Annotated in this window: 12 protein-coding genes; 2 read left to right on the top strand and 10 right to left on the bottom strand. The window is 33.7% G+C overall.

Annotated elements, in window-relative coordinates:
- Positions 1-167: 167 nt before the first annotated feature.
- Entirely contained in the window at positions 168-1,037 is an 870-nt protein-coding gene (locus ABD859_RS09800) for a diacylglycerol/lipid kinase family protein (RefSeq protein WP_345143552.1), read from the bottom strand.
- Positions 1,038-1,107: 70 nt separating this feature from the next.
- Between ABD859_RS09800 and ABD859_RS09795 the strand changes: the two genes are divergently transcribed.
- The gene (locus ABD859_RS09795) at positions 1,108-2,073 is read left to right on the top strand and encodes an App1 family protein phosphatidate phosphatase (RefSeq protein WP_345143549.1); all 966 of its coding nucleotides are present in this window, start codon (positions 1,108-1,110) and stop codon (positions 2,071-2,073) included.
- Between the two features lie 135 nt (positions 2,074-2,208).
- Here ABD859_RS09795 and ABD859_RS09790 read toward each other — a convergent pair whose 3' ends face one another.
- The gene (locus ABD859_RS09790; RefSeq protein WP_345143547.1) at positions 2,209-4,125 is read right to left on the bottom strand and encodes an ABC-F family ATP-binding cassette domain-containing protein; all 1,917 of its coding nucleotides are present in this window, start codon (positions 4,123-4,125) and stop codon (positions 2,209-2,211) included.
- Positions 4,126-4,191: 66 nt separating this feature from the next.
- Here ABD859_RS09790 and ABD859_RS09785 point away from each other — a divergent pair, with 66 nt between their 5' ends.
- Complete coding sequence (locus ABD859_RS09785) at positions 4,192-4,575, top strand: DUF983 domain-containing protein (RefSeq protein WP_345143545.1); 384 nt, start codon at positions 4,192-4,194, stop codon at positions 4,573-4,575.
- Here ABD859_RS09785 and ABD859_RS09780 read toward each other — a convergent pair.
- The 8 genes from ABD859_RS09780 to topA form a co-directional block, all read right to left on the bottom strand.
- Positions 4,556-5,629 (bottom strand): NAD(P)/FAD-dependent oxidoreductase, encoded by a 1,074-nt coding sequence (locus ABD859_RS09780; RefSeq protein ID WP_345143543.1) that lies wholly within the window; start codon positions 5,627-5,629, stop codon positions 4,556-4,558. The two genes, ABD859_RS09785 and ABD859_RS09780, sit on opposite strands and share 20 nt — an antisense overlap.
- Positions 5,630-5,706: 77 nt before the next feature.
- The gene (porN, locus tag ABD859_RS09775) at positions 5,707-6,696 is read right to left on the bottom strand and encodes a type IX secretion system ring subunit PorN/GldN (protein ID WP_345143904.1); all 990 of its coding nucleotides are present in this window, start codon (positions 6,694-6,696) and stop codon (positions 5,707-5,709) included.
- A 202-nt stretch (positions 6,697-6,898) separates the two neighbouring features.
- A complete protein-coding gene (gene porN, locus ABD859_RS09770) occupies positions 6,899-7,888 on the bottom strand; it encodes a type IX secretion system ring subunit PorN/GldN (RefSeq protein WP_345143901.1) in 990 nt (329 codons plus the stop codon).
- Between the two features lie 44 nt (positions 7,889-7,932).
- Entirely contained in the window at positions 7,933-9,474 is a 1,542-nt protein-coding gene (porM, locus tag ABD859_RS09765; protein ID WP_345143540.1) for a type IX secretion system motor protein PorM/GldM, read from the bottom strand.
- Positions 9,475-9,526: 52 nt separating this feature from the next.
- Positions 9,527-10,174 carry a type IX secretion system motor protein PorL/GldL gene (gene porL, locus ABD859_RS09760; protein WP_345143538.1) on the bottom strand — a complete coding sequence of 216 codons (648 nt, stop codon included), beginning with the start codon at positions 10,172-10,174 and terminating at the stop codon, positions 9,527-9,529.
- Between the two features lie 77 nt (positions 10,175-10,251).
- Entirely contained in the window at positions 10,252-11,646 is a 1,395-nt protein-coding gene (gene porK, locus ABD859_RS09755; RefSeq protein ID WP_345143535.1) for a T9SS ring complex lipoprotein PorK/GldK, read from the bottom strand.
- Between the two features lie 263 nt (positions 11,647-11,909).
- The gene (locus tag ABD859_RS09750) at positions 11,910-13,061 is read right to left on the bottom strand and encodes a formimidoylglutamase (protein WP_345143532.1); all 1,152 of its coding nucleotides are present in this window, start codon (positions 13,059-13,061) and stop codon (positions 11,910-11,912) included.
- Between the two features lie 3 nt (positions 13,062-13,064).
- Positions 13,065-15,593: a type I DNA topoisomerase gene (gene topA, locus ABD859_RS09745; RefSeq protein WP_345143530.1), complete on the bottom strand. Its 2,529-nt coding sequence runs from the start codon at positions 15,591-15,593 to the stop codon at positions 13,065-13,067.
- Positions 15,594-16,122: the final 529 nt, after the last annotated feature.

The following is a 16,122-nucleotide window of genomic DNA, read 5'->3' as shown; positions in this document are numbered from 1 at the left end:
GCTATGCTTCTTTTAAATAATTTTTCGCTATAGATATTTTGCTCTTCCAGAGCTGAAAAGTTCCGTGAAAAGCAAAATATTTATAGAAAATATTTGATGAATAGGTCTTAAAACTCCTGCGGAGAGACATATTCAACAACAAAATTTCTTCAATAAAAAAATCAAGATTACGGCACTGCCAATTTCATTTGCTTATGCAGAATATGGATTTCTAAAGAACTTTGTGCGCCGCAATATTCACCATCGATTTGAAAATGAACCGGATAATTTGTTTTTATTTCAGCTTTATCTGTCGAAATAATTACAATATCATCAGAATCAATTGGCATATTTCCGGTGATGATTTTTCCAATTAAAAGTAAATCTAAACTCTTTAAAATTACCAATTCAAACTTGCCATCATTGACCGCTCCGTTTGGGTTAATAATTACACCCGTTCCATATTTTTGCGAATTGGCAATTACAATCATTCTCGCTACATGCTGAACCGTTTTATTATTTGCCGTAATAGTTGCTGCAAATGGCTCTTCAGATTCTGTTAAGGTGGTAAAAGCCTGTAATGCATATCCCCAAAAACCTCTCACATCACTTTGTTCGTAGTTTTTTACCAAATTAGCATTCAACCCAAGATCACTTAAATGGATACTTTTTTTGCCGTTTATACAAATCATATCCATTTCAACATAATGATGCAGAAAGGCTATTTTTAAGTTCTCTTCGATTCCGGCTGGCAGATTTAAATCTACCGAAAGTCCGTTTGCAGAACCAGCCGGCAGAATTCCAATAATTACATCTTGGTCTTCCATGGCTTCTGCCACCATTTTTATCGTTCCGTCGCCGCCCGCAACTATAATTCTTTCCGGTTTATAATGATTATAAAGGGCTTGTATTTCTCTTACATCATTTTTTCCGTTAGTTTCATAAACTTCAAGATCAAAATGATTTGTTGCTGCAAATTCCTGAACCGACTCAACTAAATCTGATTTGTCAAGATCGCCCGAAATGGGATTTACAACGAATATGATGTTCTTTTTCAACTTTTTTATTTTTAAAAATCAATTAAAATAATTAATTTACAGTATTCTATAATATAAAAGTACGCAATTAATGAAACCAATTTTACAATTATATCGAGGTTATGCCAATGAAGAAGAATTAATTGTAATGGGGCATGTTTTTAAACGAACGTATAATTATGATTTCCAGAAGAAAAACTTAAAAAATGCACGTTCAATTATTAATCAGTTCAGGATAAAAACAATCCAAAATTTTGACGTTTACTTAAAATGCAATAATCAGGAAATCCATACCAAAACGCTGGACGATGGTTATTTTAAATTTTGTATTCCGTTGGAAAATGAAACACATTTTGGATGGATGGATTATGAAGTAACGATTAAATACAATAACAAAATCATTACTTCGAAAGGAAGTTTTATACGTCCGCACAAAGGAAAACTCGGTATTATATCAGATATTGATGATACTTTTTTGATTTCGCATACGCGGAATATTTTTAAGAAAATGTATATTTTACTTTTTAAAAATGTAAATGACCGAAAAGTTTTTAAAGATGTTGTACCGTATTATCAGGCTCTAAGTCAGGCTGGGCGAAGCAATAAAGAAGAAGAAAATGCTTTTTTTTATGTCTCGAGCAGCGAGTGGAATTTGTATCGTTTTATTGTAGAATTTACTAAAATTCATCAGCTGCCTAAAGCGGTTATTTTATTGAAAGATATTAAACGCGGCATTACTGATTTCTTTATGAGCGGACGCGGTAATCACGATCATAAATTTGAAAAAATCAAACACGTTTTAGAGTTTTATCCTAATTTAAAATATGTTTTGCTGGGAGATGATTCGCAGCACGATCCTGTTTTATATGAAAGAATATGCAAAATATTTCCGGTTACAGTTATAGCAGTTTACATTAGGCAAACCGGAAAAAGTAAAAAGAAGAAAGTAAAAAAAATCATGAAAAACCTTGAATCCTTAGATGTTTCGGTTTGTTATTTTAAAGAAAGCCGCGAAGCTATAGAGCATTCTAAATCTATTGGAATAATAAAGTTATAAGTTTTAGGTTTTGTAACGTGAAAACTGAAACCTAAATCCTTAAATAAAAAAACCTTTGTCAAAGTTTTAAACTTTAACAAAGGTTTAGAATATAACTTTCAGAAACTGAAAACTGTGACTGTGCCTGAAAACTAATTAAGCATTAAAATTATCAATTTCTTCCTGAACGATTTCCCAGTCTGTAAGCAATTGTTCCAAATCTTCTTTCTTTTTATTGTAAGCAGTAAAAAAAGAAGCATCTTCGATATGTTTATCGTAATTGGTTTCAAGCATTTTATCGTCATGCTGAATATCTTTTTCTAATTGTTGAATCTGGCTTTCGATTTTGCTTAATCGGTTTTGAAGCGCTTTTCCTTTTTTCTGATCTTCGTATGAAACCTTACTGGCTTCTTTTACCGGAGCTGCTGTTTTTACAACATCTTTTTTCTCTACTTCACGCATATTTTCAAGATTGCGCTGTTCCAGGAAAAAGTTGATATCACCCAGATATTCTTTGATTTTCTGATCTTTAAATTCGTAAACAATATTTGACATTCCCTGAAGAAAATCCCTGTCGTGAGAAACTAATAACAGAGTTCCTCCAAATTTTTGAAGTGCAGCTTTCAGAACGTTTTTAGATTTAATATCTAAGTGGTTTGTAGGCTCATCCATCAGCAGTACATTAATTGGCTGTAGTAATAGTTTACAAAGTGCCAAACGGTTACGTTCTCCTCCAGAAAGTACTTTTACTTTTTTCTCTACATCATCTCCTCTAAAAAGAAAAGATCCTAACATATCACGAACTTTCATACGGTTGGTATCCGTTGCCGCGTCTTCCATGGTTTGCAGCAAAGTGATTTCTCCATCTAAATATTCAGCTTGATTTTGAGCAAAATATCCTAATTGTACATTATGTCCTAATTTGATATTTCCTTGGTATTCAAATTCGTTTACTAATGCTTTAATGAAAGTCGATTTTCCTTGTCCGTTTTGACCCACAAAGGCAATTTTACTTCCTCTTTCAACCAGTAAACTAATATCTTTTAAAATGGTTTTGTCTCCGTAAGCTTTTGTAACATGTTCAGCTTCGATTACTACTTTTCCTGGCTCCTTTGAAACCGGAAAAGAAATATTCATTACAGAATTGTCGTCTTCATCGACTTCGATTCTTTCTACTTTATCCAGTTTTTTAATCAGCGATTGCGCCATAGAAGCTTTTGAAGCTTTGGCACGGAATTTCTCGATTAATTTTTCTGTCTCTTCAATTTTTTTCTGCTGATTCTTTTGAGTTGCTAATTGTTTTTCGCGAATTTCATGACGCAGTTCTAAATATTGAGAATAGGGTTTATTGAAATCGTATGCTTTTCCTAATGAAATTTCGATTGTTCTGTTGGTAACGTTATCTAAGAACATTTTATCGTGCGAAACAATTACAACAACTCCCGGATAATTGCGAAGGAAGTTCTCTAACCAAATGATACTCTCGATATCTAAGTGGTTCGTTGGCTCATCCAGAAGCAGTACATCATTTGACTGTAATAATAATTTTGCCAATTCGATACGCATTCTCCATCCTCCTGAAAAAGTTTCGGTTTGGTTATTAAAAACTTCTCTTTTAAAACCAAGACCTAAAAGAATTTTTTCTGTATCGCCCACATAATTGTAACCTCCCAAAAGATCAAAACGATGTGTGTAGTCTGAAAGGGCTTCAATTATTTGCCCGTATTCTTCACTTTCATAATCGGTTCTGGTAACCAATTGATGATTGATTTCTTCTAACTTTTTTTCTACAATTTTAATTTCTGTAAAAGCTTCATATGCTTCTTCTAAGACAGTTCTTCCCTGTTCAAAATCAATATCCTGACGAAGGAAACCCATTTTGATATCTTTTTCCTGAGAAATTACTCCAGAGTCAGGTTTAAAATCTCCGGCAAGCATTTTTAACATTGTCGATTTACCAGCTCCGTTTTTCCCAACCAGACCTACGCGGTCGCCGGCACCTAAACGAAAAGTAACTTCTTCAAATAAATATGTTCCTCCAAAAGAAACGGAAAGATTGTGTATATTAAGCATAATTTATAACTATTGTTATCAGCAGTAAAGGTTGAAAAATCGTACCTTTGTTGAAATTTTTTGCAAATGTTAAAAAAAGGATCCAAACTAAATAGTATTTTAACAGGAAGTTGTCCAAAATGCCAAAAAGAGAGCATGTATTCAGACAAAAATCCACTCCACTTGACTAATGTTCTAAAAATGAACGAGAATTGCAGTCATTGCGGTTTTAAATACCAAATTGAACCTTCATTTTTTTATGGAGCTATGTATGTAAGCTACGCTTTGAATGTAGCGGTTGGAATTGCTGCGTTTATTGTTTCATTTGTATTTTTTGGTGCAAGTATCGAACAATCATTTATAGCAATTGTAATTACACTGATACTCTTGTTTCCTTTTGTTTTAAGGCTTTCGCGAAACTTATATATTAATATGTTTGTTTCTTACGATCCTAAGGCCGGTCAGGCATAAGAGATTTTAAATATCTTCTGTGAAAACGTTTAATATCAGCTTCGCGGTCTATAGGAATGCCGTTTTCAATATGTTCATATAACATTTTTGCCAGTGCCGGTCCAAGCATTACGCCACGTGTTCCTAATCCGTTAAGAACATGTAGTGACTTATAAGCTTCATGAGTACCAATAATAGGTCTTCTGTCTGCAACAGTTGGCCTTACCCCTGCAAAATGTTTTATAATCTCAAAATCACAGGTTATAATCTCTTTTATACGAGCTAAAAGTTCCTGTTTTCCTTCTTCAGTTGGAAGATCTGTTTTGTCATGCCAATTATAAGTCGCACCTACTTTAAACAAATTACCGCCTACAGGAAGAATAAAAACACTTGTATTTACAATAACGTCTAATTTTAATTCCGGTGCTTTTATTAAAAACAACTCACCTTTTGTTCCATCCAAAGGCAGATAATTAAAATAAGGGTTTTTATGCAGTCCAAAACCTTCAGCAAATATGATATGACGGGCTTTAATATTTTTATACTGAATTCCTGAATCAAGCATTTCCAGAAAAGAGCTATGAAAAGATTCTTGAAGAAGTAAATCATTTTCTTTTAGATATTCTTTATAACTTTCTAATAATTGTCCGGTTTTAACATAGCCTGTATGCAAAACTTCACCATAATCGTATGGAGAATCAATGCTTTGATATTTTTTAGTAATCAGTTTTGTAGACAAAAAAGGAGCTAAATTAATTTTATCCGAAGCTGTAAACCAATTGTTTTGTTCTTCGATAGAAAAAAACTTTCTAAGAATAGGCAATTTAAAGTTGAACTTTTCCTGAAGTTTATCTTCAACCTGATCATAAAATTGATTCATTAACACCAGATGCTCTTTTGCATTCCAAACTTCGCTGAAACGCTTTAAAATTACAGGATTATACAAACCTCCGGCAATTCTCGAAGAGTTTTGCGATTTGTCATCAATAACTAAAATAGATTTATTGTTCTTTAGGGCAATTTCTGCAAAGGAGATTCCGGCTAATCCAGATCCGACGATTAAATAGTCAAGCATTGGTAATATAGATAAAATAAAAAAACTCTTACTGCAAAGGTAGCAAGAGTTTTTCGTTTAATTGTGCAAATCGGAATTTAGTAATTCCACATATCTTCTTCAAAGTTTCGGATTTTTTCTTTCACCCTTTCTGATTCTAATAACTGACTTTGTGCATTATCTTTAATATAATCTTTAATTTCACGATCTCCATATACGTTTTCCTCTTTATAAATTATCGAATTAAAACGTCGCGAATTTAAAATTTGATCGAATGATATGGGCAGTGCAGAATTTTGATCGTTAAAAGCTTTTGCTTCATGCAACACATCTCGTGCGTTTGGAAAGAAAACCCAAAACAATTCTATGTAATCCTTTTCGTCGCTGTTCATTGTGTAAACATCTGGAGTTACAGGACAAATTCCTAATAATCGATATTTCAATTCGCTTTGTCGTTTATCGAAATACCAGTATCCTTTAATTTTGTATTGAGAAACATCGGCAGAAGTAAGATCCTGCTTTAAAATATACTCAGCAGGAACCGTTCTTTTTGGTCCAACAGTTTCATCTACATAAGTAACCGATTTCTTTTTACCAGTACCCGTAACTACTTTCTTTTTTACAACTCGAGATCTGTAATCATCCGGATATTGATTGATAAGTTCTCGGCCGGCATCTGTAGTATCAACACGAGATAAAGCACCTTCAATATCTTTCATAGATTTTTTTGTATTGAAATAGCTGTCAGTATAAACTTCGGTTATTTTACCCTGTCGAATAGCTTTAGTTAATACATCATAAAGCGAACGTCTGTCTGGTCCAATGTTAACCGTATCCACAGGATAATACAACGGGAAATTTATTTTTTCGTTTAAATCAATAATTTCCCAAGTTGTCTTGGCCATTAAAACATCTCTGTCGTCTACATACCCATAAGCTAAGGGTTTGTCATTATCTGAAATCTGCTGTGCCGCAGTTTTTTGCCCAATTTGGTCAGCTCTTTTAGCATTCAATAAATTCGACTGTGCACTTCCTGTATACCCGCCGCATAAAGCAAACGTAGCAATTAAAAAATTTCTTACTTTCATCATGATCCAATATTATAAGAAATTAAACGTAATTTTATACTGAATATTATTATTTTTCTTACATAAAATCAAAATTACTAAAAAGTAATTTAAAGTGAGAGTTTTTATTACTAATTAACAAAAAGAAGCTTAACACAAATCCAAAAAAAAACTCTTACTACAAAGGTAGTAAGAGTTTTTTAAATATTTTATTTTCAGACACTTAGTAATTCCACATATCTTGTTCGAAGTTACGAATCTTCTCTTTTACTCTTTCAGATTCTAACAATTGATTTTGTGCGTTGTCTTTCATATAATCACTGATAGCTCTGTCTCCGTAAAGGTTTTCTTCTTTGTAGATCACCGCGTTAAAACGTCTAGAGTTTAAGATTTGATCAAATGAAATTGGAAGTGCCGAGTTGTTGTCGTTAAACGCTTTTGCTTCATGTAACACATCACGTGCATTAGGGAAGAAAATCCAAAACAATTCGATATAATCCTTTTCGTCACTATTCATTGTATAAACGTCTGGAGTTACAGGACAAAGTCCAAGTAAACGGTACTTTAATTCACTTTGACGTTTGTCAAAATACCAGTATCCTTTGATTTTATATTGTGTAACGTCAGCAGAAGTAAGATCTTGTTTTAAGATGTATTCAGCAGGAACTGTTCTTGTTGGTCCAACTGTTTCATCTACATAAGTAACAACTTTCTTTTTACCAGTACCAGTAACTACTTTTTTCTTCACAACACGTGATTTGTAGTCATCTGGGTATTGGTTAATAAGTTCTCTACCAGCATCTGTTGTATCAATACGAGATAATGCACCCTGAATGTCTTTCATAGATTTTTTAGTATTGAAATAACTATCAGCATAAACCTCAGTTATTTTGCCTTTTGTAATGGCTTTCGTCAAAACGTCATAAAGAGAACGTCTGTCAGAACCGATATTAGCTGTATCTACAGGAAAGTACATTGGAAAATTGATTTTTTCATTTAAATCAATAATCTCCCAAGTAGTTTTTCCCATCAAGATATCTCTATCATCAACATAACCGTAAGCTAGAGGCTTATCGTTATCTGAGATAAGCTGCGCAGGAGTTTTAAGTCCAATTTGAGCAGGAGTTTTTGCATTAAGCAAATTAGATTGCGCATTAGAAGCAAAACCTCCAGCGATAGAAACAATAGCTATTAAAAAATTTCTTACTTTCATCATGATATCATTATAAGATATTGAACGTAGCTTACACTACTTTATTATTGTATTTCGTAAATTACCGGAGCAGTTCTTGGTAATAAGTAACTTCCAGCTCCAACAAGTTTAGTTTTAATTTCAGAAATAGTAACTTGGTCTCCTTTACCAGCTCTAGCAAGAACTGATTTGCATTGTGCATTCATTTTATTACCAGTAACAACAACTGTAGGCTGTCCAGCAATTTTCATGTTGAATCCAACAACATCTAAACCAACTTCAAAATCAAAATCAAGTAATTTAGCACCAATAGTAGCAATTTCTAAGTTAGATTTAGGACCTTTAACAACTCCCATTTCACCTCTAATTGTACCTGTTGGACCAGGAATACCTTTAATTCTGAATGTTTTCTTATCTGTTACTTTATCTCCGTTTGGCAATGTACCAGTTACAGAAATTGTAGCTTCAGTACCTTGTCCAGGGCTCATGTTATATTTTCCAGGTTTTCCTGCAGAAGATAATCCAGGAGCACTTGCAACAATTTTGTTTGCATCAACACCAGCGAATGATACAGAGATTGGGTTAACAACTCCTCTATATACTACATTCATTTTATCAGCAGAAATTGTAGCTGAATTTGGTCTTGGAACTACAACGTATTTTCCAGCGAATTTAAGTGGAATATTTTTACCATCCTCTAAGAATGTAAATTGTCCGTTGATATCTTGTTCTCCAACTCCACCAGCAGTTAAAGAGATAACAGCTTGTCCGTTAACAATTTGTCCAGGACCTTGGAAAGAAGTTGGTTTTGTGTTTTCGTCATAACGACCTAAAACTACTTTACCAGTAACTTTTTCTCCTTGGAAATAAGCATTTTTGTCTAAAACAACAATTGCTTGGTAGTTGCTGTAAGAAGCAGCAGCAACTGCAGCTTTTCCTAATGCACTGTTGTAAACGTCAGCTTCAGTTTTCTTAACGTCATTTTGCCAAGCTGAAAGTTTAGCAGCTGATGCGATTGCAGGAAAACCTTTAAAGTGATATGCTAAGTATTTTTCTTTTATACCTTCTTTGTTTTTAACGTCAGATACATCAAATTTTTTCTCAACCTCAGAAATAATTCCAGCATATTTTTTATCTGTACCTAAAGCAGCTTTAATATCTGATTTGTATTTCTCGATTTTAGCGATAATTTCATTACCTTTTTTAGTGTAACCGTCTCCTGTAAACCAGTCATCGATGTTATCACCTCTATCCATAGCTTCGTATGGCATTTTTCCAGTTTCTTTATCAACTTCAAATCCTTTAACAGCTTGAGTTTTTAAAGATCCGATATATTCGTAAAAATCTTTAGAGATTGCTTCAACTTTGTGAGCTGTTTCTGCAGCTTTAGTGAACTCACCTTTTGCTTCAGCAGCTTTTTGATCTAAAGATGTTAATAAACTTGCATTTGTTTCTGTTGAACTAGTATTTGCACTTTCAAATTTTTCATTCATCAAACCAAAAGCAGAAATAACTTCTTTTGATACGTTCATTGCTAACATTGCGATGAAAACCAGATACATCAGGTTGATCATCTTCTGTCTAGGGGTTAATTTTCCTCCTGCCATTTTTTTCTAATTAGTTCTTTATTAATAAATTTAATATTTAGTTAAAAACTAATTATCCTTTGTTACTCATTGCAGAAAGCATACCACCGTAAACGCTGTTTAAAGAAGCGATGTTTGCAGTCATAGACGCCATTTGTTCTTTTAATTTAGCAGCATTTTCAGCAATTTCGCTGTTAGCTTGTGCATTTTTAGAAGCACTTTCTAATTGAACTTTATATAAACTGTTTAATGATTCCATTTGTGAAGCAGCTAAAGCCATTTCATCAGCATATTTCTTTTGTCCTGCGATTGAATCTACAGTTGGAGAAATTGCTTTTGCAGCTCCTTCGAAGTTTTTAATGCTGTTACCTAAACTTGCCATTAACTCACCGTCAACTTTAGCTTCTTTTAACATAGCATCTAATTTTTGAGATAATAAACCTTGGGCATCAGCTGTAGTCTCTGCTTTAACTTCTTTTTTTCTAGCTTGTCCGTTAGCTAATTCTGGGTAAACAAGAGTCCAATCTAACTCATCTTCAACTGGTTCAAAAGCTGATAACGCGAAGATTAATGCCTCAGTCAAAAGACCGATAGAAAGCATCACAGTTCCTGTCAATGGCCCAATCTCAAAGTGAGTAATTTTGAATAAAGCTCCAACGATTACCACTGCCGCTCCCATACCATAAGCGAAATTCATAACTTTTTTACTTAATAATGCCATAATAATTCTTTTTTAGGTTTTAATTTTAAATAGATTCGATTTGGTTTTTGTATATTGATTTAATTATACACTAATTATTATTTTCTTCCGCCTCCTGTTACTTGAGTTCCCATGTAATCTTGTACAGTTCTGAAACCAATGTAGCTTCTTGCAGAATCAGCATATTCGTGATCACGAGTACTTACTTGTAAGAAGTAAGCAACATCTTTCCAAGATCCGCCACGAACAACTTTTCTTTGGTTGTTTCCATCAATAACGTTAGGGTTCATTGTAGAAACATACTCGTATGCATTTGGATTGTAAGCCGAATCTGTCCACTCTGAAACGTTTCCTGCCATGTTATATAATCCGTATCCATTTTGCTCGTAAGATTTAGCTTCAACAGTATATAAAGCTTCGTCAGCAGCGTAATCTCCTCTGTTTGGTTTGAAGTTTGCCATGAAACATCCTCTATCACTCTTAGTGTAAGGACCTCCCCAAGGGTATGTAGCAGACTCTAGACCACCTCTTGCAGCATACTCCCATTCTGCTTCAGTTGGAAGTCTGAATGCATTAACTAAATCACGTCCTTTTTTCTTAGACTTGATGTAGCTGTTTTTATTTAAAGTTCTCCAAGCACAGAATGCTTTAGCCTGTTTCCAAGTCACACCAACTACTGGATAATCTCCATAAGCTTTGTGCCAGAAATAATCATTGTGCATTGGCTCATTATATGAATAAGCGAAATCTTTAATCCAAACTGTTGTATCAGGATATACACTAACCTGCTCAGTTTTAACGAAGTCTTTTCTTTTTCCAACTTTAGCTTTTGCAGCAGCCTGAATATCCATCCAAGAATAACGGAATTTCAATTTATTTACATCAATTGTTCTTAAACCATTGTATGATTCTTCAATTGGTAAATACATAGAGTCCATTACTTCAGCATAATACTCATCTGGATAAGCTTTAGTATCTCTAATTAATTTTACTTTTTTGTTTAATTTTCTACCAGCATACGGATCATCTTTTGTTCCTACACTATAGTAGTTATCATACATATATTTATCATAAGCCGTCATTTTATCTGGCTCAGAATCATTAAATGCATAATCAGCAATACTACCGCCTTTTTTACCTTTGTCACCAGTACTTTTTTGACCAGTTTCATCAGCTAAAATAGCAAGACGTACTCTCATTGTAGAGTCTTTTACCCATTCTACAAATTGACGGTACTCACTATTAGTGATCTCAGTTTCGTCCATATAAAACGAACGAACTGTTACAGTTCTTGTTGGAGCATCTTCTACATTAGCTAAGTCACCATCCGATTTACCCATAATAAAAGATCCACCCGGAACCAAAGTCATTCCATACGGTTTTTCAGGATGCCATTTCCCTCCTGTAACACCAACTAATTCACCTTTGTCACCTGACTTACCACAGCCGATTACTAGTGTTAACATTGCTGCAAATGCAATAAACTTCTTCATATAAATTTGGATTATCTATTCATTATTAAAAGTCCGTAAACGTATTTATTATTTATCTAAAAAACAATACCTATTTGCGAAATTTATTTTACCGTTCAAAAATAATGTTAAATAAAATAAAAAAAAAATATTTCCTCGACAAACTGATTAAAAAAATCGACGTAAAACGTTAAATTTTATAATAAATACTACTTTTCTTACTAATTATTTTAACTTATTTTTCTAAAAATTAAAAAAATTAAGATTTCTTTCGAAATTTTCTTCTACAAAGCGTTTTTTCGCTGTGCTTTCCACCATCTTTCTGGCAATTCTTGGTTACAAGCGCTCAAATATTCGTCATAAGAACACGGTAATAACGTATTTCTTTTTAATTTATTGCTGCCGTTTGTTTCAAATGGAATTTCAATCCACCAGCGCTCTGTTTTGTCACTTTTGTAAAAAACAAGCTCTTCTTCTTCAAGAGGAACAATATATTTTAAATAGTTTGTTCTGCTTCCAAATGGATATTCTTTAGAACGATAATGATATCCTTCAATAAAATACCATATTATCTGAGCCATAATAGGCGATTCCGGCAATGTACTGTTATGATTAAATATCCCGAAAGATGAAACTTTATCACTTATTCCGGCATATCTCGCCAAAGCACAAATCTCTTTTCCATTGAAACCATTTGGCTCAAAAGAGACCATATTTCCTGAAGCAGAAGACTTTACAGAATTTAAATCAATACTAACTAAGTCAGCATCTCTAAATACAGGTTCTGCCAGAGCAATATTATTTGAAATTTCACCTAAACGATATGCGTCAAAAAACAGCTTTTCAATTAAATCAATTTCTTCCTGAGAATTATAATAAGTCTGGTATCCTATATTACAGTAATTAAACAAATTATTTGGCTCATTGATAATGATTTGAGTCAGATAAGAATTAGCAGAAACTGTTTCATTTTCTTTACCAAAATCAAATTTATTATCTACGGCTACCATATTTACCATTTGCTCTAAATCATCATAGGCACGATACAAAGCGTAGGTTAAATCCTGAGAACCTCCCAGGACTATAGGAATGACTTTATTCTTAATTAAAGCCGCTACAACTTTCTTTACTGCAAAATAAGTATCCTCTACAGAATCACCTGCAAGAATATCTCCTAAGTCTGCAATCGATGCATCCCAGTTACCCGGAAACATACCGTAAAGCTTTTTACGTACAGCGGTTAGATTAACTTCATTTACCATATTAATATTGCGGCGGTCTTCAAGAACACCAACAATTGCAATATTAATTTTGTTTATATCCGGAAACTGATCCTGAGTATGCAAAACAATTTTGCTTCCCAGTTCTTGTGAAGACAATGAACTAATGAATTTTAAAATTCCGTCATTTAAAGGCTCTAGAAAATCAAATTCCATTGTTTATTTCTTTTTTGCTGGTGCTTTTTTAGCAGTAGTTTTTGTTGCTGTTGTTTTCTTTGCAGGAGCTTTTTTAGCCGCTGTTTTTTTAGCTGGTGCTTTAGCTTCAATCATTTCCTGAACCTGAGCAAGAGTTAATTTTGAAGCATCAACATCTTTACTTAACTCAATTTTAATTTTTCCTTTTAGGATTACAGAACGTCCCCAGCGTGCTTTTTCAACTACAATTCCTTCTTCTTCCCAGTTATGAATTACTTTATCAATATTTTTTTGAAGCTTATCTTCAATTAATTCTTCAACATCTGCCTGAGATAAATTATCAAAATTGTATTTTTTACTAACATTTACAAAAAGGCCATTCCATTTAATGAAAGGACCAAAACGTCCCACTCCTTTTTGAACTGCTTCTCCTTTATAAGTAGCAATTGGAGCATCAGCTAATGCTTTTTCGTCAATTAATTCCTGAGCTCTTTCTTTAGAAACTCCAAGCGGATCTTCTCCTCTTGGCAATGAAATAAAGACACTTCCGTGACGAACATAAGGACCGTAACGACCATTATTTACTTCAACTTCTTCTCCTTTATAATCACCTAAACTTTTTGGAAGCAAGAATAAATTCAAAGCTTCTTCAAGTGTAATATTTCCAATATTTTGATCTGCCATTAAGCTGGCAAATTTTTTATCTTCGTCATCTGCTTCTCCAATTTGAGCCATTGGTCCAAATTTTCCTAAGCGAACAGAAACTTGTCTTCCGTCTGCATCTTTTCCTAAGATTCTTTCTCCGCTTTCACGTTCTGCATTTGCCTCAACTTCTTTCACATTTGGATGAAACTGATTGTAGAAATCCTGCATCATTTTTGCCCAGTCGATATTTCCTTCGGCAATTTCGTCAAAATCCTGCTCTACTTTTGCAGTGAAATTATAATCCAGAATGTTTCCGAAATTCTTTACCAAGAAATCAGTAACAATTGTCCCGATATCTGTTGGAACTAATTTTCCTTTATCTGAACCTGTATTTTCTTTAAGGCTTTTTTCACCTACTTTATTATTTTGCAAAGTAAGCTGTGTATAATTACGTTCTACGCCTTCAAGAGTACCTTTTTCAACATAATTTCTGTTGATGATAGTCGAAATAGTCGGCGCATAAGTAGACGGACGCCCGATTCCAAGTTCCTCTAGTTTTTTAACCAAAGATGCCTCAGTGTAACGAGCCGGCGGTCTTGAATATCGTTCTGTAGCTGTAATATAGTTATTCGCTAGTTTTTCGTTTACTTTAAGAGCAGGAAGCATTCCTTCTTGTTCTTCTTCGTCATCATCATGACCTTCTAAGTATACTTTTAAGAAACCTTCAAAAAGTAAAACTTCTCCAGAAGCTGTAAAAATTTCGCTGTGATTATCGGCTTCGATTTTTACGTTTGTTCTTTCTAATTGAGCATCGCTCATTTGAGATGCTAAAGTTCTTTTCCATATCAAATCGTATAAACGAGCCTGATCGCGGTCGATATTTACGGTATGACGCGACATATCAGTCGGACGAATTGCTTCGTGCGCTTCTTGTGCTCCTTTGTTTTTATTAGCAAAAACACGAGGTTTAGAATATTCTTTTCCGTAAGATTTGATGATTTCTGCTTCTGCAGCATTCATTGCTTCGCTAGAAAGATTTACCGAATCCGTTCTCATATAAGTAATAAGTCCGGCTTCGTACAAACGTTGTGCAAGCTGCATAGTGATTCCAACTGGCAAGTATAACTTTCTTGCTGCTTCCTGTTGCAACGTAGAAGTTGTAAAAGGTGCTGTTGGAGATTTTTTGGTAGGTTTAGTTTCTAAATCTGCTACCTTATATTTAGAACCGATATTTTGATTTAAGAAATCTTCGGCTTCTTTTTTAGTATTAAAATTTTTTGGAAGTTTTGCTTTAAAAGCTTTTCCTGCTTCGTTTACAAATTCTGCAACAATTGAATAGGTTGCAACTGCATTAAAGTTCTGGATTTCGCGTTCTCTTTCTACAATTAAACGCACAGAAACAGATTGCACACGTCCAGCTGAAAGTCCGCCTTTGATTTTTCTCCATAAAACCGGAGATAATTCATAACCTACTAAACGGTCTAAAACTCTTCTTGCTTGTTGTGCGTTTACTAAATTATAATCAATTTCTCTTGGATTATCGATTGCTTTTAGAATCGCAGATTTTGTAATCTCGTGAAAAACAATTCGTTTGGTTTTTTTTGTATCTAGCTTTAATTCTTCCGCCAAGTGCCATGAAATAGCCTCTCCCTCGCGGTCCTCATCGCTTGCTAACCAAACCGTTTCGGCATTCTTAGATAGTGATTTTAGTTTCGTTACCAAGGCTTTTTTATCCGGAGAAACTTCATATTTAGGTTTAAAACCATTCTCTACATCTACTCCTATTTCCTTTGATGGTAAGTCGGCTATGTGACCATAACTTGACTCCACCTGAAAATCACTTCCGAGAAATTTCTCTATCGTTTTCGCCTTTGCAGGTGACTCCACTATTACTAAATTCTTTGCCATTGCTCTATTTTTCTGCAACAAAAGTATTTATTTTTTTTAAATATTAACCTTACGGATGCATTTTTGAAGTATTTTGATATTATGAAACTTAAAATTGCAGATTTATCTGTAATATTCTGTATTATATATATAGGTATAACTTTTACTTGAAAATGACCTTTTAATTCAGATTTTAGATTTTAGTCCCGAAGCTTCGGGATTAGATTTTGTATTTATGAATGATTTAAATCCTGCTCCATCTAAATCTACATTCAAAAATCTCAAATCATGTTCTTTCTAGCCCAGATTGAAGTGGAAAGCCCGGAGTAAAAAAATGCAAAAGTTTCTTGTTTTAAAAAAGCGACCAACGGAAGCTCTTTTTAAAACTTAGAAACTTTGCTTTTTTTATGAGGACTTGAAACGGAAAGCTGGAAATAGCTCCAAATAAGTAAAATGCAATTTGTAAAATGTAAAATGTATTTTGTAAAACAATGTCTATCAACGATTCTCAAAACATTGTTAATTCTTTATCTGACATCTTGTCATATTA

Origin of the sequence: Flavobacterium ginsengiterrae, assembly GCF_039539785.1 — a bacterium.
Taxonomy (GTDB): Bacteria; Bacteroidota; Bacteroidia; order Flavobacteriales; family Flavobacteriaceae; genus Flavobacterium; species Flavobacterium ginsengiterrae.
This window is presented reverse-complemented; position numbering and strand designations above follow the sequence as displayed.

Bases quoted from the DNA above. Each gene is read 5' to 3' on its own strand.
- porN (WP_345143904.1), bottom strand. From the start codon at position 6,696: ATGAAAGTAAGAAATTTTTTAATTGCTACGTTTGCTTTATGCGGCGGG.
- ABD859_RS09790 (WP_345143547.1), bottom strand. From the start codon at position 4,125: ATGCTTAATATACACAATCTTTCCGTTTCTTTTGGAGGAACATATTTA.
- porL (WP_345143538.1), bottom strand. From the start codon at position 10,174: ATGGCATTATTAAGTAAAAAAGTTATGAATTTCGCTTATGGTATGGGA.
- ABD859_RS09750 (WP_345143532.1), bottom strand. From the start codon at position 13,061: ATGGAATTTGATTTTCTAGAGCCTTTAAATGACGGAATTTTAAAATTC.
- ABD859_RS09785 (WP_345143545.1), top strand. From the start codon at position 4,192: ATGTTAAAAAAAGGATCCAAACTAAATAGTATTTTAACAGGAAGTTGT.
- ABD859_RS09795 (WP_345143549.1), top strand. From the start codon at position 1,108: ATGAAACCAATTTTACAATTATATCGAGGTTATGCCAATGAAGAAGAA.
- porM (WP_345143540.1), bottom strand. From the start codon at position 9,474: ATGGCAGGAGGAAAATTAACCCCTAGACAGAAGATGATCAACCTGATG.
- porK (WP_345143535.1), bottom strand. From the start codon at position 11,646: ATGAAGAAGTTTATTGCATTTGCAGCAATGTTAACACTAGTAATCGGC.
- porN (WP_345143901.1), bottom strand. From the start codon at position 7,888: ATGAAAGTAAGAAATTTTTTAATAGCTATTGTTTCTATCGCTGGAGGT.
- ABD859_RS09780 (WP_345143543.1), bottom strand. From the start codon at position 5,629: ATGCTTGACTATTTAATCGTCGGATCTGGATTAGCCGGAATCTCCTTT.
- topA (WP_345143530.1), bottom strand. From the start codon at position 15,593: ATGGCAAAGAATTTAGTAATAGTGGAGTCACCTGCAAAGGCGAAAACG.